At 34.3% G+C, this 21,041-nt stretch carries 17 protein-coding genes; 7 read left to right on the top strand and 10 right to left on the bottom strand.

Annotated elements, in window-relative coordinates:
- Positions 1-46 precede the first annotated feature (46 nt).
- The 5 genes from A9CBEGH2_RS02980 to parE form a co-directional block, all read right to left on the bottom strand.
- Positions 47-1,825, bottom strand: a complete 1,779-nt coding sequence (locus A9CBEGH2_RS02980) for a MutS-related protein (protein ID WP_163104241.1) — start codon at positions 1,823-1,825, stop codon at positions 47-49.
- A 141-nt stretch (positions 1,826-1,966) separates the two neighbouring features.
- Entirely contained in the window at positions 1,967-2,533 is a 567-nt protein-coding gene (locus A9CBEGH2_RS02975) for a GNAT family N-acetyltransferase (RefSeq protein ID WP_115714738.1), read from the bottom strand.
- A 237-nt stretch (positions 2,534-2,770) separates the two neighbouring features.
- Entirely contained in the window at positions 2,771-4,126 is a 1,356-nt protein-coding gene (locus tag A9CBEGH2_RS02970) for an exonuclease domain-containing protein (protein ID WP_115714737.1), read from the bottom strand.
- A gap of 354 nt (positions 4,127-4,480) precedes the next feature.
- Positions 4,481-6,991 (bottom strand): DNA topoisomerase IV subunit A, encoded by a 2,511-nt coding sequence (parC, locus tag A9CBEGH2_RS02965; RefSeq protein ID WP_163104240.1) that lies wholly within the window; start codon positions 6,989-6,991, stop codon positions 4,481-4,483.
- Positions 6,991-8,919 (bottom strand): DNA topoisomerase IV subunit B, encoded by a 1,929-nt coding sequence (gene parE / locus A9CBEGH2_RS02960; RefSeq protein ID WP_118277999.1) that lies wholly within the window; start codon positions 8,917-8,919, stop codon positions 6,991-6,993. The genes parC and parE overlap by 1 nt, the downstream gene beginning before the upstream one ends.
- A 241-nt stretch (positions 8,920-9,160) precedes the next feature.
- Between parE and plsY the strand changes: the two genes are divergently transcribed.
- The 5 genes from plsY to A9CBEGH2_RS02935 all read left to right on the top strand — a co-directional run bounded on the left by plsY (position 9,161) and on the right by A9CBEGH2_RS02935 (position 13,050).
- Entirely contained in the window at positions 9,161-9,772 is a 612-nt protein-coding gene (plsY, locus tag A9CBEGH2_RS02955) for a glycerol-3-phosphate 1-O-acyltransferase PlsY (RefSeq protein WP_118277998.1), read from the top strand.
- Positions 9,763-10,383, top strand: a complete 621-nt coding sequence (locus tag A9CBEGH2_RS02950) for a YczE/YyaS/YitT family protein (protein WP_115714733.1) — start codon at positions 9,763-9,765, stop codon at positions 10,381-10,383. Before plsY ends, A9CBEGH2_RS02950 begins: the two co-directional genes overlap by 10 nt.
- Before the next feature lie 13 nt (positions 10,384-10,396).
- Positions 10,397-10,951 carry a chromate transporter gene (locus A9CBEGH2_RS02945; RefSeq protein ID WP_118277997.1) on the top strand — a complete coding sequence of 185 codons (555 nt, stop codon included), beginning with the start codon at positions 10,397-10,399 and terminating at the stop codon, positions 10,949-10,951.
- Entirely contained in the window at positions 10,948-11,514 is a 567-nt protein-coding gene (locus A9CBEGH2_RS02940; protein WP_118277996.1) for a chromate transporter, read from the top strand. Before A9CBEGH2_RS02945 ends, A9CBEGH2_RS02940 begins: the two co-directional genes overlap by 4 nt.
- A 124-nt stretch (positions 11,515-11,638) precedes the next feature.
- Positions 11,639-13,050, top strand: a protein-coding gene (locus tag A9CBEGH2_RS02935) for an IS3 family transposase (RefSeq protein WP_118278058.1) whose coding sequence is annotated in 2 segments (ribosomal slippage) — positions 11,639-12,148 and positions 12,151-13,050 — 1,410 coding nt in all. Because the reading frame shifts where the segments join, the coding sequence is not laid out codon by codon here.
- A 57-nt stretch (positions 13,051-13,107) separates the two neighbouring features.
- Here A9CBEGH2_RS02935 and A9CBEGH2_RS02930 read toward each other — a convergent pair.
- The gene (locus tag A9CBEGH2_RS02930) at positions 13,108-14,661 is read right to left on the bottom strand and encodes an ABC-F family ATP-binding cassette domain-containing protein (RefSeq protein ID WP_118360919.1); all 1,554 of its coding nucleotides are present in this window, start codon (positions 14,659-14,661) and stop codon (positions 13,108-13,110) included.
- Positions 14,662-14,903: 242 nt separating this feature from the next.
- Between A9CBEGH2_RS02930 and A9CBEGH2_RS02925 the strand changes: the two genes are divergently transcribed.
- Positions 14,904-17,267, top strand: a complete 2,364-nt coding sequence (locus A9CBEGH2_RS02925; RefSeq protein ID WP_163104239.1) for an HAD-IC family P-type ATPase — start codon at positions 14,904-14,906, stop codon at positions 17,265-17,267.
- 56 nt (positions 17,268-17,323) lie between these two features.
- Positions 17,324-18,100 (top strand): aldo/keto reductase, encoded by a 777-nt coding sequence (locus A9CBEGH2_RS02920; protein ID WP_232057303.1) that lies wholly within the window; start codon positions 17,324-17,326, stop codon positions 18,098-18,100.
- 174 nt (positions 18,101-18,274) lie between these two features.
- Here A9CBEGH2_RS02920 and rbfA read toward each other — a convergent pair whose 3' ends face one another.
- From rbfA to rnpM, 4 genes are read right to left on the bottom strand one after another with little or no spacing between them, the layout of a single operon-like run.
- Complete coding sequence (gene rbfA / locus A9CBEGH2_RS02915) at positions 18,275-18,622, bottom strand: 30S ribosome-binding factor RbfA (RefSeq protein WP_115714727.1); 348 nt, start codon at positions 18,620-18,622, stop codon at positions 18,275-18,277.
- A gap of 17 nt (positions 18,623-18,639) precedes the next feature.
- On the bottom strand, positions 18,640-20,484 hold the full coding sequence (gene infB, locus A9CBEGH2_RS02910; protein WP_118277846.1) for a translation initiation factor IF-2: 1,845 nt from the start codon (positions 20,482-20,484) through the stop codon (positions 18,640-18,642).
- Between the two features lie 8 nt (positions 20,485-20,492).
- Positions 20,493-20,786 (bottom strand): L7Ae/L30e/S12e/Gadd45 family ribosomal protein, encoded by a 294-nt coding sequence (locus A9CBEGH2_RS02905; protein WP_118277847.1) that lies wholly within the window; start codon positions 20,784-20,786, stop codon positions 20,493-20,495.
- Positions 20,779-21,039, bottom strand: coding sequence for an RNase P modulator RnpM (gene rnpM, locus A9CBEGH2_RS02900; protein WP_118277848.1), 261 nt, complete (start codon positions 21,037-21,039; stop codon positions 20,779-20,781). Before rnpM ends, A9CBEGH2_RS02905 begins: the two co-directional genes overlap by 8 nt.
- Positions 21,040-21,041: the final 2 nt, after the last annotated feature.

Raw genomic sequence — 21,041 nt, 5'->3', positions numbered from 1 at the left:
AGCTTTGATTTATCTGTCACAGCCCCTTTATGTCTTATACCTCTATTTAAAAACCCGCCATTTTCATTAGCTGTTTGGCATTTGTTGTTGTACAGCGTCCTTCTTTTAACGTATAGTCAAATAGAATTTTATCATCTTCATAATATTCAGAGAAATGATAATTTTCTGCATTCATTGTTTTATCCATATCGCACAATTCAAAATCATGTGTCGATACAAAGGTAATGATCCATGACAAATGCAGTTTTTCCAATGCCGTTTTGGCACATACGATACGATCAGCACTGTTTGTACCTTTAAAAATTTCATCTACCAGCACCAGCATTTTTTCTTTCTTTTCACTTGCCAGCATCATATCTTTAATGCGAAGAATTTCTGCATAGAAAGTACTAATTCCTTCACTTACATTGTCATGCACGCGCATACTTGTATATAGATTCATGGATGTTGCACTTCCAGATACTGCACAAAGTGGTGCTCCTGCATGAAACAAAATCATATTGATACCAATGGTACGAAGAAAGGTTGTTTTCCCAGACATATTGCTTCCAGTAATAATATACGTTTTATTATCTGCATCAAAACTGTTAGCCACTGCACGCTTTTCCTGAATTAGCGGATGATACATTTTTTCAAAACAGAAAGTCGGTGTTTCATGTTCTATAACTTTTGCTTCACAATATGTATCTTTCACTAGACCAATTTGTGCCAAAGAAACCATTGCTTCCATCTTCCCTATGGCACACAGCCATGTACGAACATGACTTCCATAGCGCTCTTTCCAATCTTCCAGTGCGAACACACATTGAAAATCAAGAAGTAAAAAACCATTTACAATGAAATGTAAAATAAAATTATTACGTACCTGCACCATCTGCAAAATATGCTGAAGCTTAAGAATTGCATGATCAGCTTGTGCACAATCTTTTTTCAACTGCTGAAGAAATGCACTTGTTACATCTGCATGCTCAATTTCTTCCAGCATGCGCTGATAATCCTGCATAATGGATGCATACATTCCTGTGGAAGATAACACTGCACTATTTTTCATATAGAATAAAAACGCAAGACATAAACTTCCCATAAAAAGAATAAGTGCATACGCCTGCAGCTGATGAAAGAAAAAAGAAGCAGCGGTTATCCCTACACAACATACAGAAATAAATATGCATATTCTTTTCCATAGTTTCGCATAAAAATGTTCATGAGTTTCCATTGCCTGATAAAAATGCTCCATCTGACATTTTTTCTTTTTCCCTGCATGCCATTCAAAAAGTTTTGACAGTTGCATAAAACGAAGTGATAAATCCGTGGAAGAAATACATTCTTTCACAGCCTCCTGTCGCTGTTTTATTTGCTCACTATCCTGCTGCTTCCAGCTTAACAGTGATGCTAGATATTTTCTTCCCTCCATTGTTTTTGCACAATTAAGATATTGAAACAAACTTGCTTTTCCAAAAATATCCAAATCAACTTCTTGTTTGGCATCTTCCACCAAGAACTCTTCGCCTGTATCTGTATATTCTTTCCAGCGATCATCCTTACGTTTTTCAATATCTTCATATACGAAAAAAAGTGCCTGTGTGTCCTCTATTTCTTTTTTTATACGATTATGTTTAATAACAAGATAAATAAAAACAACACACATCAAGATACTTACTATATAAAAATATGGATGATTTCCATAATATCCCTGATAAATACCAAAGATAAAACCTACAATAGATAGAAACCGCAGAAATGAAAACCTTCCAGATTCCTGTTTCTTTATTTCTATTTCTTTTCTTAATTTTTCTTTTTGTTCATGAATATAAGACAGCTGCATAACATACCTCTTTTCATTTTTTCATCATTATATCGCATATCTTACAAAAAAGAAACAGTGTATTCGTAAACAACTAATCTTGACTTTCAACATTGTACAAGGCACTTCAAATCTACATTTTAGTAAACAGTACATGCCCTATTAATTTTTGGATAAGAAAAAATAAGAACCATACTCTGTTTCATCATGGCCTATTAGTTTTTCTTTGGAAAGATTAAAACCTAAGGATTTCAATGCCTCAATACGCTCTTTTGCTGGTGCAATCGCCTTTGTCGCAATTTTATCACAGTGAAAAAGCGTATAGGCAGGTTCAATGATTAACGCTAGAATTTTAATAATCTCACTTGCAATTTCATAATCACTACGGATGTCCATTCTTAACAAACCACAGTTTGTAAAAAAATCATTCGCATCCCTATGAAAAAGTTCTATCGTACCTATTGCTTCCTTTGTCTTTTTTGAGATAATTGCCCAGCGAACAAACCCTTGTCTATTATACTCCCAAAGCCAGTATTCAATTGCCTCTTTCATTCTATCTTCTGTAGTATAGTGAAAATCATCTCCACCACAATTATCACTGTTAAAGAAAGGTACAGCTTTAGAATCAGAATATACTTTTAATAAGTCCTTCGCATCTTCCTTTTCTACCTTTCTTAACATATAGAATTCATTTTCAAATGTAGGACAATTCATATACACATCTATCATATACTTTCTCCTCATCTTTTTTAAATACATTATTGTTTTCAAATTCCGTAAGTTGTCCGAGCAATCCAACCTATGTATATTAAACTTAATGATTTCCCATATATAAATAATCTATTTTTATTTCTACTCATTTGACAAACCTTTCGTATAAAAATCATATCACGACTTCAATAGAATTAGTAACAGGCTGCATAAATCAATTTATTACAAAGTGTATAAGTCTCTGATTTCAATAAATCAAAGATTAAATAACTGATATTCTTTCAAAATCGTAATTCCTGATTCAATTGCTCTTTTAACTTTCGTACCATAATTTCCATTAGAATATTTAGAAGATCCATCTTCACCAACAACTAAATAATTGGTGTTCTTCTTTATATTTTTATCCACACTACCACCTTTTGATGTAATATATTCTTCAACTTTTGCTTTTGAACCATATTCAAAATTTCCGCTTAAACAAAATGACTTATTTTCAAACTCAATTATTGCATTATTAAGATTTTCTATTGGATTATTCAATTCATCAAATAGTTTCTTTAATTCTTCTTTTTCTTCCAATGTTATAATCTTGTCTTCAACAATTTCTTCGACTTTATGGATCAATTTATCATATGGATAATGCCCTTCCAAATAATCATTATCATATAACCACTTTTGAAGATTATAAATTTCAATATCTTTTATTTCTTTATCAGCTTTTATACCCAAGGTCAATCCTTGTAAAAATTGAGTTGCTAAAGTTTCTCTACTAGATTTTATCTCTTGAAGATACATTGAGATTACAGTTTTCAATGTATCAATTTCTTCCTTTGTGATAATATTGTCTTCCAAAATCATTTTTAATACCTTAATAATATGACCAACAGATTCATAATGAATATAATGCCTATGACTTTCTAACCAGTCCACAATATATTCATGTTCTTCTTGTACTATTTGATTATCTAACTCTATTCCACATAAAACACCATAAAGTGTATTCAATTCTCTCCTAAACTCAACAGAAGAAACATATTCAACAAAATCACCAGTATCTTTTATTTGATATTCTTCCACATAATCTTCTAAATTTAATTCAAATACATTAACAAATTCTTTTAATAAATCTGCACAAGCACAGGCATCATCAAATGCATCATGCTCATTATCAATATCTATTCCGAAATAATTGCACAATGTAGACAGTTGATAATCAGATATCTCAAATGGCTTTACAAGTTTCTTTGATAATTCATATGTATCAACACAATATAAAACAGGAATATCAATGTTATATCTTCTTAGATTCTTTACAATTGCATTTAAATCAGAACTCTTAACATTATGTCCGATAATTATAGAATTTGTAAAATATTTTTCTATTTCTGGCCACACCTCAGCAAAATTTGGACAATCTTTTGTCTTTGAGTTAGTAATATTATGAACCGCTACACAGTTTTCATCAAATTTATCCTCTGGATTAATATAAAGATTTAATTCAGGAAAAATAGGTTCTTCTGTTTCAAAATCTTCTGATACCAATCCTATTTGACAAATGCTTTTATTCTTAGGGTTTGCCCATTCAACATCTAAATATAATACTTTTTTCATACTAAAACTCCTCCGTGATCAATGTTATATTTATTATCTCATTTATTTATACTCTTGACAATAAATGAAACAACTTACCATAATATATATACTAAAAAAGACTAATTCTCGTGTTTTTCAAGAATGCCATAATTTACATCTTCGTCCATGTTATTTTCTCCATCAAAATATCTAATAATATCAAATAAAATCCCTCTCGAATCAATTAAATATATTATTTATGATTTTAATAAAGATACTGTCATAAAACATTTATAAGACTTATGTGCAATCTATATTTGAAAATAACATATCCTACAGTTTCTATAAAACAGGAATCTTTACATAGAAAAAACTGTGGCAATCCACCACAGTTTATTCCTCAAACAAGCTTACTTCTTCAAAGTCATGTTCATGTTCTTTTTTATTTGTATTTTCTGCTTCATGTACTTCTTTTACAACATCAATGCCATTTAATACATAAAAGTTCTGTAATGATTTTAGTGGCATTGAGAATGTGGAATCTTTGCTCATTAAAGAGATGTCTTTTCCAAGCATTTTATGGATTTCTTCTGCCATGATCGTAATTTCTTCATGCAAATCATACAATCCGATTTTTGAAACATAATATGGATTGGATTTTACCTTCTTACAAATCATCGTTCCTCTAGTAGGACGTCCAGTAATATCAATATCACTTGTTTTTATACGTTTTACAGCCCCATTCTCTGCAAAAATGACCAGTTGTTTATTTTGACTAGGAGAAAGTATGCAGGCAGATGCAATGACATCATCGGATAAGTTCATAGCTTTAACGCCTTTGGAACGAGGAGATGTTGCCGGAATTAATGCGATTGGATATCTTGTCATATATCCATTTCGACTGGCAAGAAGCATTTCATCTTTCTCATATGCAATGTAGCTATGAATCACTTCATCGTTTTCCAGCAGTTTCATATTGCTCATGGTTTTGTTGTTTCTGGATACTTCGTATTCAGACAGTTTTGTTTTTTTGATTAATCCATGTTTGGTCACAGAAATGATATATGCCTGTGATGAGAAGTCAGAAACAATAAAGGCATCTGTAATTTTTTCATTTGATGTCATACGAATTAACGAATTCACATGACTTCCAATTTCTTTCCATTTTCCTTCTTCCAGTGCATAAACAGGTACATATCCATAGGTTCCTGCAGTAGTAAAGAATAAAAGATGGTTAATGGTATTGCTTTGTACATAACCAAGAAGTTCATCGCCTTCTTTAATACCCGTCATGGCTTCCCCTGCTGCACCATAGCTTCGTAAAGAAACACGTTTTGCATATCCATCACGACTTATCGTAACCATAACATCCTCATGAGAAATCATCGCAGTTTTATCAATAACGATTTCTTCGATGTTTTCTTCAATCACGCTTAAGCGCGGAGTTGGAAATGCTTTTTTCACTTCGTTTAATTCCTGTATCATTACTTTGCGTAATTTTTTTGGATTGGCAAGTATTTCTTCCAGTTCTTCAATTTCATTGCATAACTGTTTAAATTCTTCATTCAACAAGGTTACATCCGTATTGGATAAGCGATACAAACGCATCGTAACAATGGCTTCTGCCTGTACTTCACTGAAAGAAAAACGATCAATGATATTTGCTTTGGCATCCGCTTTATCCTTGCTGGCACGAATGATCGCAATAATTTCATCCAGTACGGAAACAGCACGAATTAAACCTTCCAAGATATGACAACGCTCTTGTTTCTTTTTCAAATCAAAGCGGCTTCTTCGCTCAATCACGATACGGCGATGATCAATAAAAGCATCCAGCATAGCCGCAAGTCCCATCTGTACCGGACGTTTATTTTCAATCGCAATCACATTGTAGTTATAAGAAACCTGTAAATCCGTATTTTTATAAAGATAATTTAATATCAGCTGTGCATCCACATCTTTTTTTATGTCGATGACAACACGAAGTCCGTTACGATCACTTTCATCACGTACATCTAGGATACCATCAATTTTTTTATTTAAACGTACATCGTCAATTTTCTTGACCATGCTGCTTTTTACAACTTCATAAGGGATTTCTGTTACAACGATTTGCTGAAGCGTTTTTGTTTGTTCAATGGATACTTTACTTCGAACAATAATTCTTCCCTTGCCTGTTTCAAAAGCTTCTCTAATTCCACTCACACCTTGAATAATACCACCAGTTGGAAAATCCGGTCCTTTCACAAGGCCCATCAATTCTTCCAAAGTACACTGTGGATGCTGAATACGATATACACAGGCATCCAGTACTTCATTTAGATTGTGAGGTGGAATATTTGTTGCATATCCTGCCGCAATCCCAGTAATTCCATTTACCAAAAGATTTGGATAACGAGCAGGTAGCAGAGTTGGCTCCATTGCGGTATCATCAAAGTTTGCTGCCCACTGCACAGTATCTTTTTCAATATCTTTTAGTAAATATTCACTAATTTTACCAAGACGTGCTTCCGTATAACGCATCGCGGCTGCCGGATCATCGTCAATTGAACCATTATTTCCCTGCATATCGATCTGCGGTGTACGAATTTTCCATTCCTGTGACATACGTACCATCGCATAATATACAGAAGTATCTCCATGTGGATGGTAGTTACCAATGACAAGACCAACTGTTTTCGCAGATTTACGATATGGTTTATCCCATGTATTGCCATCTTCATACATGGCATACAAAATACGTCTTTGTACAGGTTTTAAACCATCTCTGGCATCTGGCAATGCACGATCTTGAATAATATATTTAGAGTATCTGCCAAAGCGATCTCCCATAATTTCTTCTAATGGAGAGGCAATGATGTTTGCCTGATGCATGCTTTGTTCTTCATTTTCTTTCTTTTTCATTATGCACCCTCCACTTCATAATCATCTTCCAGTGTAAAGGAAACATTTTCTTCAATCCAGTCACGACGAAGATTTGCCTTATCACCCATTAAGACAGAAACACGTTTCTCTGCCACAACTGCATCTTCAATCGTTACCTGAATCAAAGTTCTTGTTTCCGGACACATGGTTGTATCCCATAACTGATCGGCATTCATTTCCCCAAGCCCTTTATAGCGCTGTAATGTATAGCCTTTAGGAAATGTTTTACGCAGCGAATTCAGTTCTTCATCGGTCCATGCATACGCAACACTTTTCCCTTTTTGAAGCTTATATAAAGGAGGAAGTGCAATATACACCATTCCCTTTTCTACAAGCTCACGCATATAGCGATAGAAAAATGTTAAAAGCAGTGTTTGAATATGTGCCCCATCCGTATCGGCATCGGTCATGATGATGACTTTGTGATAATTTGCATCATCCGCATGAAAGTTTGCACCAACCCCTGCTCCTAATGCATGAATGATCGTATTTAACTCTTCATTTTTTTCAATACTGGAAATGCTTGCTTTTTCCGTATTCAGCACTTTTCCTCGAAGAGGAAGAATGGCCTGATAACGACTATCTCTTCCCTGTTTTGCACTACCACCGGCAGAATCCCCTTCGACTAGGTATAATTCTTTTTTACGCGCATCACGAGATTGTGCACTAGCAAGCTTTCCAGAAAGAATCTTTTCGCTTTTTCCTTTTGTTTTTCCTTTACGTGCATCTTCTCTTGCCTTGCGTGCAGCCTCTCTTGCCATGCTGGCACGCTGCATTTTCTTGACAAGTGTTGTCGCAAGCTCTTTATTTTCTTCCAAGAAAAAACTTAATTTTTCACTGACGATCGTATCCACTGCATTTTTTGCTTCCGGTGTTCCCAGTTTTCCTTTTGTCTGTCCTTCAAACTGTAAAAGTTCTTCTGGGATTCTCAAAGATAAAATAATTGTTAGTCCTTCTCGAACATCGCTTCCTTCAAAGTTTTTATCCTTATCTTTTAATAAACCATTTCTTCTCGCAAAATCATTGAATACTTTCGTAAAGGCATTTCTCGCCCCCGTTTCATGGGTTCCCCCATCTTTGGTACGCACGATATTGACAAAAGAAAAAATATTTTCCTGATATTCATCTGCATATTGAAATGCGCAATCTACTTTAATTCCATTTTGTACTCCGCTAAAAGAGATTGGCTTATGAAAAACTTCCTTATCTTCGTGAAGATAATTCATAAAGGCAACAAGACCTTCTTCATAATGATAGATCTCTTCTCTTTCTTTACCTTCTCGCTCATCACGAACGATCAAACGCAAACCTTCTAAAAGGAATGCATCTTCCTGAGCACGTTCTGCAATCTGTGAAAAAGAGAATTTGGTAGTTGAGAAAATTCGTTTATCCGGTAAAAAGCGTACTTTACTTCCAGTTTTTGTCGTTTTTCCCAATACTTTTAATTCACTGATATTTTTTCCTCCATCAGAAAATTTCATCTGATAGATTTTCCCATTGGTATGTACAGTTACTTCTACCCACTCACATAAAGCATTTACAACACTGGCACCGACTCCATGAAGACCACCACTTGTCTTATAACCTCCGGCAGAAGTAAATTTACCACCAGCATGTAAAACCGTAAAAATAACCTGCAAGGTAGGAACTCCACTTGCATGCATGTCACAAGGCATTCCTCGCCCTTCATCTTCTACCGTAACACTGCCATCCTTCTCCAGTGTGATCGTTATTGTATCTCCATGACCATTCAACGCTTCGTCAATGGAGTTATCTACAATTTCCCAAACCAGATGATGCAAGCCTCTGCTGTCAGTAGAGCCAATATACATCCCTGGACGTTTTCGTACAGCCTCCAGTCCTTCAAGAATCTGAATCGAACTTCCATCATATGTCTGTTCTGCCATACCTTCACCTCTTTCTATGCTTAATTACCTTGATTAGTTTACCAAATTCTTTTCATAATCGCAAATAAAAGTCGTAGAAAATCCTAAAAACTTATAATCCTTCTATTTCTTTTGATAACTGTATTTTTTCAGTCTTAGATTTGCAGGATGATACGATATCCTTATATTTTAAAGTATGCTGTATCTTTTCATGTGTATAAAATAATGATAAAATAACAAAGAAGAAACGAGGAGTGAAAATATGAATATATATTGGATTTTATATATCCTTTTAGGATATTTGTTAGGTTCTATTCCATTTGCTTTAGTTATTGGAAAACTTTTTTACAAAACGGATATAAGAAATTTTGGAAGTGGAAACCTTGGCGGTACAAACGCTGGCAGAGTACTAGGTAAAAAAGCTGGTATCTCCGTTATTGCCTGTGACATTTTAAAAGTTGTTGCGGCAGTTGGCATTGTTTCTATTTTTGATCGAGAAGCAAGCATCTGGGCAGGGCTAGCAGCAGCATTTGGACACTGTTATCCTATCTTTGCAGGATTTCGCGGAGGAAAAGCAGTTGCGACAATGTTTGGATTTTTATTAAGTACTTCTATTTTTACCTTTCAAAATGCATGGTATGTCATTGTCCCGCTGATTTTCTTTTTAATCGTATTGTATCTTGGTAAAATGGTTTCTTTAGCAAGTATGATTGCCGCTTTTACAAGCAGTCTTTATATTACTTATATGCAAATGAATACAAGTATTGAAGTTGTTCTAGCAAGCTGGCTGTTAACTGTCTTGGTTATTTATCGTCATCGTTCCAATATTAAAAAAATCCGCGAAGGAAACGAAAATAAAATCACATGGCTATAAATACAAAACACTGGAAACAGCGTAGTCTGTTCTTTCTGAGCGGACTGCTTTTTATTTCTTTAGGTATCAATATCACCATTTCTAGCGGATTTGGAGTTGGTGGTTGGGATGCAGCTGATATTGGAATGGTAAATCATTTTGGTATGAGCATAGGTTTTTGGCTGAATGCATTTTCCTGTATTTATTTGTTAATCAGTTCCATATTAGTAAAAGAAAGATTGAAACTGGAATGTTTTATTACTTCCATTGTTTTAGGATTTGGTATTGATTTATGGAATATTATATTTTCTCACATTCATATTGAGCCTGTATATTTACAGCTGCTTGTATTTCTGATTGGAATCAGCTGTACAAGTTTAGGAGCAGGATTATATTTAGTAAGTGATTTTCCTGTAAATCCAATTGATCATATGATGGTTTGTATCTCTGAAAGATTTCATATATCAATTGCTGTTTCCAAATATATCGTAGAAGGAAGTGGAATGGCTTTAGGGTTGTTATTGAAAGGTCCTGTTGGGATTGGTACGATTTTAATGATCCTTGTATTTGGGCCCATGATTCAGTTCTTTAAAAACAAAAGCGAAGTTTTGCTTCAGAAAATATGTAAATAGAATAGGAGTTATGATGAAAGAATATATAGAGTTATTTAGTACATTTGCAAAAATTGGTACTTTTACCTTTGGCGGAGGATATGCCATGCTTCCATTGATTCAAAAAGAAGTCGTTGAAAAGAAAAAATGGGCCAGCGAAGAAGAAATCATGGATTATTATGCGGTAGGGCAATGTACTCCAGGAATTATCGCTGTAAATACTGCAACCTTTATTGGATACTACCAAAAAGGAATCTTAGGAGGAATTGTAGCAACATTAGGCATTGTATTTCCTTCTATTGTGATCATCTTATTCATCGCTGGTTTTCTACAAAATTTTTCAGATTTGGCTGTTGTACAGCATGCCCTGGCTGGCATAAGAGTTGCCGTATGTGTCCTTGTATTAAATGCAGTAATCAAAATGTTTCATACAGGGGTAAAAGATGTTATCGGTATCTGTATTTTTATTATTTGTCTAGGTATCACCTATTTCAGTAAAGTTCCTACCGTTTTGATTATCGTAGTATCTGCTTTGTTAGGCTTAGGGATACAGGCTATTCGTACAAGAAATGGAGCAAAGAAATCATGAGTATTTATATTATCTTATTTCTAGAATTCTTTAAAACAGGTTTATTTGCCTTAGGTGGAGGATTGGCTACTGTTCCTTTTCTTTATGAAATGATGGAAAAATATCACTGGTTTACCTCTGAAATGCTGACGAATATGATTGCTGTATCAGAAGCGACTCCCGGTGCTATGGGCGTCAATATGGCTACTTATGTAGGCTTTCATACATCAGGATCTATCTTAGGTGGTATTACCACAACATTAGGTCTAGTTGCACCTAGTATTATCATTATTTGTATCATTGCACATTTTCTAAAGAAATTTAAAGATTCCCCCTATATCCAAAATGCGTTTTATGGATTGCGTCCTGCCGTTACTGCCATGATTGCTTCTGCAGGATTAGGTATCTTTATCACAACGATGTTTCAATCAGATGTACAAATAACAAGTTTTTGGAACTATCTGCAGCCTTTATCCATCCTTCTGTTTTTTATCGTATTCTTTATTTCTAAAAAATTTACAAAAATTCATCCCATTTTATTAATATTGGGGTGTGGAATTGCCGGAATCATACTGCAGTTATAAAAAAAGATCTGATGGATTCTTCTTTATCATTGATTCTATATGGAATATATTTAAAAAAGTGAGAAAACTGAAATGAAATGAACCCCGTTATTTGGACACCAAATAATGGAGGTTCATTTTTATTATGGCAAAACTGACAAGAGAACAAAAAATAGAATTATATAAAAAACGAAAACAAGGAGAAACTGTATCGTCTTTATCTAAAGAATATCAAATAAAATCTAGTAAGATTAATTATTTAGTTAGATTAATAGATAGACATGGATTTGATATTTTAAGATCTAACAAAAATAATTATTATTCACCAGAATTAAAATTAGAAATTATTAATAAAGTCCTTATTGACGGTCAATCATCAACGAGTACAGCTATTGAATTTGGTTTGACTAGTGATGGATTATTAAATAACTGGATTAACTCGTACAAAGAGAATGGATATGTTATAGTAGAAAAAAAGAAAGGAAGACCATCTACTATGAACAAAGAAAATCAATTCAATAAAAAATATGAAGATATGTCACCTGAAGAAAAAATAAAATATCTTGAAAATAAAAATCAGTATCTAGAAGCAGAGAATGAATACTTAAAAAAGCTGCGTGCTGCAGTTCAGAAAAGGAAAAATCAACAATCGAAGAAAAAGTAACGATTGTTTGTGAACTGCAGCTTAAATATTCATTAAAGATTCTTCTTAAAATATCAGGATTAAAACGTTCAACTTATTACTACACATTATCAAAGACTAACAAAGATATGAAAAATGATGAAATAATGAATATTATCATCCATATCTTTTATACACATAAGGAACGATATGGGTATCGTAGAATAACTTTGGAGCTAAGAAATATGGGTTATACGATCAATCATAAGAAAGTCAAACGATTAATGTCTATAATGGGATTATATGGACAAACACCAAAAGCAAGATATAAATCATATAAAGGCGATATGAATGGTACAACAAAAAATTTATTACTTAGTAAAGTAGTAGACGAAGAAAAACATAAAACATATTATGATAGAAACTTCAATACAACAAGATGCAATGAAATATGGTCTACAGATGTATCAGAGTTTCATATAGCAGCAGGCAAGCTTTATCTATCACCGATATTAGATTTGCATAATCGAGAAATAGTATCATTCAATATATCAAAAAGTCCAAATTTTGAACAAATAAAAGATATGCTTAAACAAGCATTTGATAAATATGACAATTTAGAAGGATTGAAATTTCATAGCGATCAGGGCTGGCAATATCAGATGCAGTCATATCATGAAATGCTTGAAGAAAAAAGAATTCAACAATCGATGTCAAGGAAAGGGAACTGTTTAGATAATTCACCAATGGAGAATTTTTTTGGAAGGATGAAGAATGAAATGTTTTATGGGTATGAATATAGTTTTAAAACATTAGATGATTTAAAGGTTGCGATGGAAGAATATATTGATTATTATAATACACAAAGAATAACAGCAAAATTAAAAGGACTAACTCCTGTCCAATACAGGAATCAATCCTTAATAACTGCTTAAAAACAAATTTAATTAAGTGTCCAACAAATTGGGTTCACTTCAAAAAATTCTCACTTTTTATAATATTTTTGTTGTCCATTCTTCTAAGTTCCATACTTCATCTACAAGTCCTTCATAGAAATCTGGATCATGGGATACAAGTAGAACTGTTCCTTTATATTCTTTTAAAGCTCTTTTTAATTCATCTTTGGCATCTACATCCAAATGGTTGGTAGGCTCATCCAGAACAAGTACATTGCATGGTCGATTCATAATTATACATAAACGTACCTTTGCCTGCTCTCCTCCACTTAATACACACATTCCAGACTCAATATGATCGGTTGTTAAACCGCATTTTGCCAAAGCTGCACGCACTTCACCATTGGTATAAGATGGATATTCTTTCCAGAAATAATCTAGCGCACTTTCACTTTCCATAGGAGTTTCCTGTTCAAAGAAACCAGTTTCCGCAAATGGATCTACTTCCACCTGTCCAGCTACTCCAGGTATCTTTCCCATTAATGTTTTTAAAAGCGTCGTTTTTCCTAAACCATTTACCCCTTTTATAGCGACTTTTTTATTTCTTTCCAGCTGTAAAGACATTGGTTTTGTTAAGGGTTCATCATAACCGATAACTAAATCTTTCGCATCAAACACGATACGCCCTGTTGTACGTGAACTCTGAAAAGAAAAACTAGGTTTTACCTTTTCTTTCGGCTTGCTGATCAATTCCATTTTATCCAGTTTCTTCTGTCGGGAATGTGCCATATTTCTAGTTGCGACTCTTGCCTTATTTCTCGCAATAAAATCTTCTAAGTCTTCAATTTCTTTTTGCTGCTTATGATAAGCTGCCTCTAACTGTCGTTTCTTCAATGCGTGCTGTTCCAGGAAATAATCATAATCCCCTACATATCTTGTTAATTCGCAGTTTTCGACATGGTAAATAATATTCACAACATTATTTAAGAAAGGAATATCATGCGATACAAGAATAAAAGCATTTTCATAATTGGATAAGAAATTTGTCAGCCAGTGAATATGTTCCTCGTCCAAATAGTTTGTAGGCTCATCCAGTAATAAAATCATCGGATTTTCTAAAAGAAGCTTACAAAGCAATACTTTTGATCGCTGTCCTCCAGATAACATGCTGACATCTTTGTCCAATCCAATATCCATAAGCCCTAAACCATTGGCTACTTCATTGATTTTCGTATCAATCATATAAAAACCGCTATGTTCCAATATATCCTGAATCTCTCCTACATCCTGCATATACTGGTTCACTTCTTCTTCACTGCAATCACACATTTTTTCATACAGTTCCATCATTTCTTTTTCCAAATCAAACAAATGATGAAATGCATCCTGCAAGACTTCCTTTATTGTTTTCCCTTTCTGTAATACCGTATGCTGATCAAGATATCCAACGGTAATACGATTGCACCATTCTACCTTTCCTTCTTCCGGTGTTAATTTTCCAGTAATAATATTTAAAAATGTAGATTTTCCTTCTCCATTGGCACCAATCAAGCCAACATGCTCACCATTCAATAGACGAAATGATACATTTTCTAAAATCTGTCTGCCTCCAAAACTGTGCGATACATTGGATACTGTTAAAATACTCATAAACTACCTCCAAACATATCCAACATTGTAGCATGCTTTCCATGAAAAATATACCTATTATTTATGGAATATTTTTAATAAAATAAAACGATGAATTCATGATCTTATCTTTTCGACAATATTTTCTTTCCTTCAACACATAAAAAGAAAAAAATGTTAAAGTTATCTTAAATATTTCATAAATGTAAGGGCTCTATCAAAGAATTCTGTTATAATAAAGGCACAGGATTTGAGGTGATTGGATGCTGGATGAAAACAAGCATATTGATCTCTCTATAGGATTAAATGATAAACAGGTAGAAGAACGTATCCAAAAAGGATTTATGAATACACAGGAAACAAACATCACAAAGTCCTATAAAGAAATTTTTCGAGATAATATTTTTACTTTATTTAATCTTATCAATGCCATTCTTGCCGGCTTGATTATATTTATCGGCTCCTTTAAAAACCTTTTGTTTTTAGGAGTCGTAATCAGTAATCTTGTAATTGGAATTTTTCAGGAAATTCGCGCAAAACGTGTACTTGATAAACTTTCCTTAATTACACAGCCATATTTAGATGTCTTGCGAAATGGAAAAATCGTACAGCTACATATGGAAAAGCTGGTGCTAGATGATGTCATGTTTTTAAAAAGCGGTTCTCAAGTTTGCGCAGATTGTGTAGTAAAAGAAGGAAAAGTAGAGGTAAATGAATCTTTACTAACTGGTGAATCCGACAGTATTGTAAAAAATACAGGTGACACCTTATACTCTGGAAGTTTCGTAATCAGCGGGAATGCAAAGGTACAAGTTACTCATGTTGGAAATGACAGCTATGCACAGTCCATTTTATCCGATGCGAAAGTTTTTAGAAAACATAAATCCCAGCTGCGTGATTCCATTAACTTTATCATAAAAACAACCGGAATCATCATTATTCCCGTTGGTATTTTATTGTTCACAAAGCAGTATTTCATTTCCGATGCGACATTTGCGGATGCCATTGTATCTACAGTTGCAGCATTAATTGGTATGATACCGGAAGGTCTTGTCCTGCTAACAAGTATAGCTCTTGCCGTAGGTGTTATCAACCTTGCTCGACGTCAAACCCTTGTGCAGGAATTATATTGTATCGAAACATTGGCACGTGTCGATACCTTATGTCTGGATAAAACAGGTACGATAACAGAAGGAAATATGCGTGTAGAAGATGTATTAACACTAATCCCGCATGCATATCCAACTGAAGAAATCCTTGCAAATATGATGGAGGTATTAAGCGATGACAATGCTACCGCACAGGCAATACGCAGCTATGCCCCAAAACCATCACACCTCTATACTGCAAGCTCTTTCCTATCCTTTTCCAGTGCAAGGAAGTATTCTGCTGTTACTTTTGAAGGAAAAGGAACCTATATTTTAGGAGCTTATGAGTTTATATGTGATCACTGTGATGAAGAACTAAGAAAGATGATAATAGAACAATCTTCCTTAGGAAATCGTGTTCTTGTATTAGCTCACAATGATCAAAAGATTGTAAGGGATAGTATTTCTAAACAAAATGATATCATTGCACTTCTTATTTTAAGCGATCCTATTCGTCAAGAAGCTCCTGCTACCTTGGATTACTTCTTGTCTCAGGGAGTCGATTTGAAAATTATCAGTGGTGATGATCCTAAAACGGTTTGTGCGATTGCTCGAAAAGCACATTTAAAAGGTTATGAAAACTTTATTGATATGAGCAGTATTTCTGATGATGAAATTCCCCGTATTGTAAATCGTTATACCATTTTTGGAAGAGTTTCTCCGATACAGAAGAAACTGTTAATCAAAGCATTAAAGAATCATAAACATGTTACTGCCATGATTGGAGATGGCGTAAATGATGTCATGGCATTAAAGGAAGCTGATTGCAGCATCTCTGTTGCGCAAGGCAGTGAAGCAGCAAAAAATATTGCCAATCTGGTACTTTTGGATAACAATTTCGCAAATATGCCAAGAATTGTTGATGAAGGAAGGCGTGTTATCAATAACATTCAAAGAGCGGCTTCTTTGTTTCTTGTGAAAACAACCTTCTCCACTATTTTAAGTATTTTGACATTATTCTTTATCAGCCGCTATCCGTTTGAACCTATCCAGCTGACTTTAATTTCCTCTTTAACGATTGGAATTCCTTCTTTCTTCCTTGCCTTAGAAGCAAATCATGCACGAGTAGAGGGCAATTTCCTGCTAAATGTATTAGGAAGAGCATTGCCTGGTGCTTTGTGTGTTGTATTAAGTATTATTTATGTAAATATCATTTCAATGTTTATTATGCCGATACCACAGGATAACATGTCTACGATGTGTGTGATTTTGACCGGTACAAGTTCTCTTATCGTACTATATAGAGTTTGTCATCCATTTACCACAAAACGCTTATGTATCTTTCTAACAATGAGCATTGGATTTACCTTAGCAATCATCTTTATGCCAAAACTGTTTTCTTTGGTGCGCTTATCTTACATGCAATTTCTATTTACTATTATTGCCATGGTTATCATTCCAATCGCAATGGATTTCTTCTTTCGATGCGGGAAATGGATGAAAATCAAAGAACACCTGCTTAATGTTGGAAAAGAATAAGGGATATTGAAAGGAGAAATTACATAGAATATGTAACACTTAATACAGGAAATAAAATGCCTCTTGTTGGTCTTGGAACATGGAATCTTAGAGGAGAAGAATGTGTACAGGTTGTATCAAAAGCAATTCAGCTTGGATATAGACTAATTGATACGGCGCAAATGTATGAAAATGAAAAAGAAGTTGGACAAGGAATCTTGAAAAGTGGGATTGATCGTAATCAATTATTTATCACATCGAAAATCTATCGCATCAGCAACAGTTATGAAAAAGCTAAGCATGCAATTGAAGAGACACTTAATAATCTGCAATTAGATTATATTGATTTACTTCTTATACATGAGCCTTATCCGCAAGGACCCCAGATGTATCAGGCTTTAGAAGAGGCATATCTAAAAGGTAAAGTTAAGGCCATTGGAATTTCGAATTATGATGAGAACAAGTATCAGGAATTCATCAAAAACTGTAAAATCATTCCTGCAGTGAATCAAGTTGAAAATCATGTCTATTATCAAAAATGGGAACTTCATGAATTACTGATGAAACATGGGACTGCCATGCAGGCATGGTTCCCACTTGCTCAAGGACTGCTTAATTTATCCGATGAAACAGTTTTGAAAAAAATCACTTCAAAATACAATAAAACACCTGCACAGATTTCCTTACGTTTTTTAACTCAGCGAGGAGTATCCGTAGTTCCTAAATCAAAACATGAGTTAAGACTAAAAGAGAATATAGATATTTTTGATTTTCATCTCACAGAGGAAGAAATAAATCAAATTCGTCAGATAGATCAAAATGATACTTTATTTTCATGGACAAAAAACTTCTAAATAAAAGATAAAGACAAAATCATATACAAGAATCTTTACAATTATTATATTGAAAATTACATAAGGTTTCATTTCTAACGATTACATAACTTATTTACTTTTTATAAATGCAAAAAAGGTTGTGATTTTTAGAGAAAGTTTAATTTCTCTTACTTGTCACAACCCTTTTTATATTTATTTTTTGTCTTGATTGATTTCATATAAAATACGTTCGATTTTATTTCCTCTTTCTAAAGAATCATCAATAAGGAAATGTAATTCCGGAACTTTACGCATTGACATGCGTTTTGCAAGTTCACTACGAATATATCCTTTACTACGTTCCAGTGCTTTCATCCCTGCTTCTTCTCTAGCCTTTTGTCCAAGAAAAGAAACATAAACTTTCGCAATAGACAAATCATTTGTCACTGTCACATCCGTAATGGTAATGAAACCAATTTTAGGATCTTTAAGCTGGAATTGAATAATTTCTGAAACTTCTTTCTGAATAATTCCAGCAACCTTTTCTGCTTTTAATGTCATGTAGAAAACCTCAACTTTTAGGCAGGATCAACCTGCTGATCTTCATAAGCTTCAATGATATCTCCTTCTTTAATATCATTAAAGTTTTCAATTGTCATACCACATTCAAATCCGTTCTGAACTTCTTTTGCATCGTTTTGGAAACGTTTTAAAGAACCTAATTTCCCAGTGTATATAACGACACCTTCACGAATCAAACGAACTCCACAGTCCTTACGAATACATCCATCTGTAACCATACAACCAGCAATCGTACCAACTTTGCTTACTTTATATGTCTGACGAACTTCAGCCTGTCCAATAACTACTTCTTCAAAGACTGGAGCCAGCATACCCTTCATTGCACTTTCCATTTCTTCAAGAGCTTTATAGATAATGTTGTGCAAACGAATATCGATTCCTTCTTCTTCTGCTTTCTTACGAACCATAGCACTTGGTCTTACATTAAATCCATAGATAACTGCATTTGAAGCACTTGCAAGCATGATATCAGATTCTGTAATTGCCCCTGCTGTAGAACGAATTACATTAACACGAACACCATCAACTTCGATTTTTTCCATACTTGCTTTAACTGCTTCTGCAGAACCTTGTACATCGGCTTTAATGATCACATTAACATCCTGTACTTCCCCTTCTTCAATCTGGCGAGCCAAATCGTCCAAAGACATAGCACTAGATGAACTGCGTTCCTGTGCAATTTTCTTATTTAAACGCTCTTCTGCAATATTACGAGCTTTCTTTTCAGAATCAAATGCTTTAAAGATATCTCCAGCAACTGGAACATCATTTAACCCAATGATTTCTACTGGCATAGAAGGTAAAGCTTCTTTTAGTTCACGTCCACGATCATCTGTCATTTTACGAACACGTCCAAATACAGTTCCAACTACTAAAGCATCACCAGTATGCAAAGTACCATTTTGTACAAGCAATGTAGTAACTGGTCCCCGACCTTTATCTAATTTTGCTTCAATTACAGTACCAGTAGCCATTTTATTAGGGTTCGCTCTGAAATTTTCAACTTCTGCAACAATTAGAATCGTTTCTAATAAATCTGGAACGCCATCTCCAAATTTAGCAGATACATCTACATAAATCGTATCTCCGCCCCACTCTTCAGGCATAAGACCTAATTCGCTCATTTCCGATACGACACGATCTCTATTAGCACCTGGTTTATCAATTTTGTTTACCGCAACAATAACTGGCACACCAGCAGCCTTCGCATGATCAACTGCTTCTTTTGTCTGTGGCATAACACCATCATCAGCAGCAACCACAATAATTACAATATCTGTTACCTGAGCTCCACGTGCACGCATTGCTGTAAAAGCTTCATGCCCTGGTGTATCAAGGAATGTTACTTTCTTTCCATTAACGCCGACCTGATAAGCCCCAATATGCTGCGTGATGCCCCCAAACTCACCTTCTGTAACATGTGTTTTACGAATCGTATCTAACAACGTTGTTTTTCCATGGTCAACATGCCCCATGATTGTCACAACTGGAGGACGTTCAACAAGATTTGCTTCATCCTCTTCTTCGTTATTGATTTGTTCCTCAAAATCACTTTCATCAATAATGATTTCTTTATGGCATTCTACATTCCATTCCATACAAATCAATTCAACTGTTTCATCGTCTAAAACTGAGTTAATGGTAACCATAGTTCCCATCATAAATAACAATTTAATAATTTCACTGGCATTACGATTTAACTTTTCAGCCAATTCACCAACAGTAATTGGAGCGCTATATGTTATTTCAGTTACTTCTACACGTTCCTTTTTAGATGAAAAATCTCTTTTTTTACCATTGTTTCCTTTTTTGTTGTTACCCTTTTTCTGTTGTCTTGCCATATAATCACCTAGCCTTTCAAGCAAGTCTGAAGTTTTTGCGCAAAACCTTCATCTAATATAGCTACGGATTTCCTATTACGATCTCCGATGGCTTGATTTATTTCGTCACATTCCATAAATACATATGGAACATGGTAGAAACTGCATTTATCCAGCAGTTTCTTTTTCCCATTATCCCCCATATCTTTTGAAAGAATTACAAGTTTTACCTTTCCACTGCGAAGTTGTTTCATTACTGTCTCACCAGTGGCTATTTTTCTAGCTCTAGCTGCCAGTCCTAAAATTCCCATCGCATTATTCATGGTCAAAACGCTTTCTTAATTCTTCAAAGATTTCATCTGGAATAGGACATTCTAACGAACGAGATAATGCTTTACGTTTTTTCGCAATTTCTACTGCCTCAACACTTCTTTTTAAATAGGCGCCTCGTCCATTGCGTTTTCCTGTTTCATCTATCTCTATCGTTCCCTCTGGAGTACGAACGATACGAATCAATTCTTTCTTTGGAAGACTTTCATTTGTTGCCACACACTTACGCATTGGTATTTTTTTCATAA

It is taken from the genome of Amedibacterium intestinale, assembly GCF_010537335.1.
Lineage (GTDB): Bacteria > Bacillota_I > Bacilli_A > Erysipelotrichales > Erysipelotrichaceae > Amedibacterium > Amedibacterium intestinale.
This window is presented reverse-complemented; position numbering and strand designations above follow the sequence as displayed.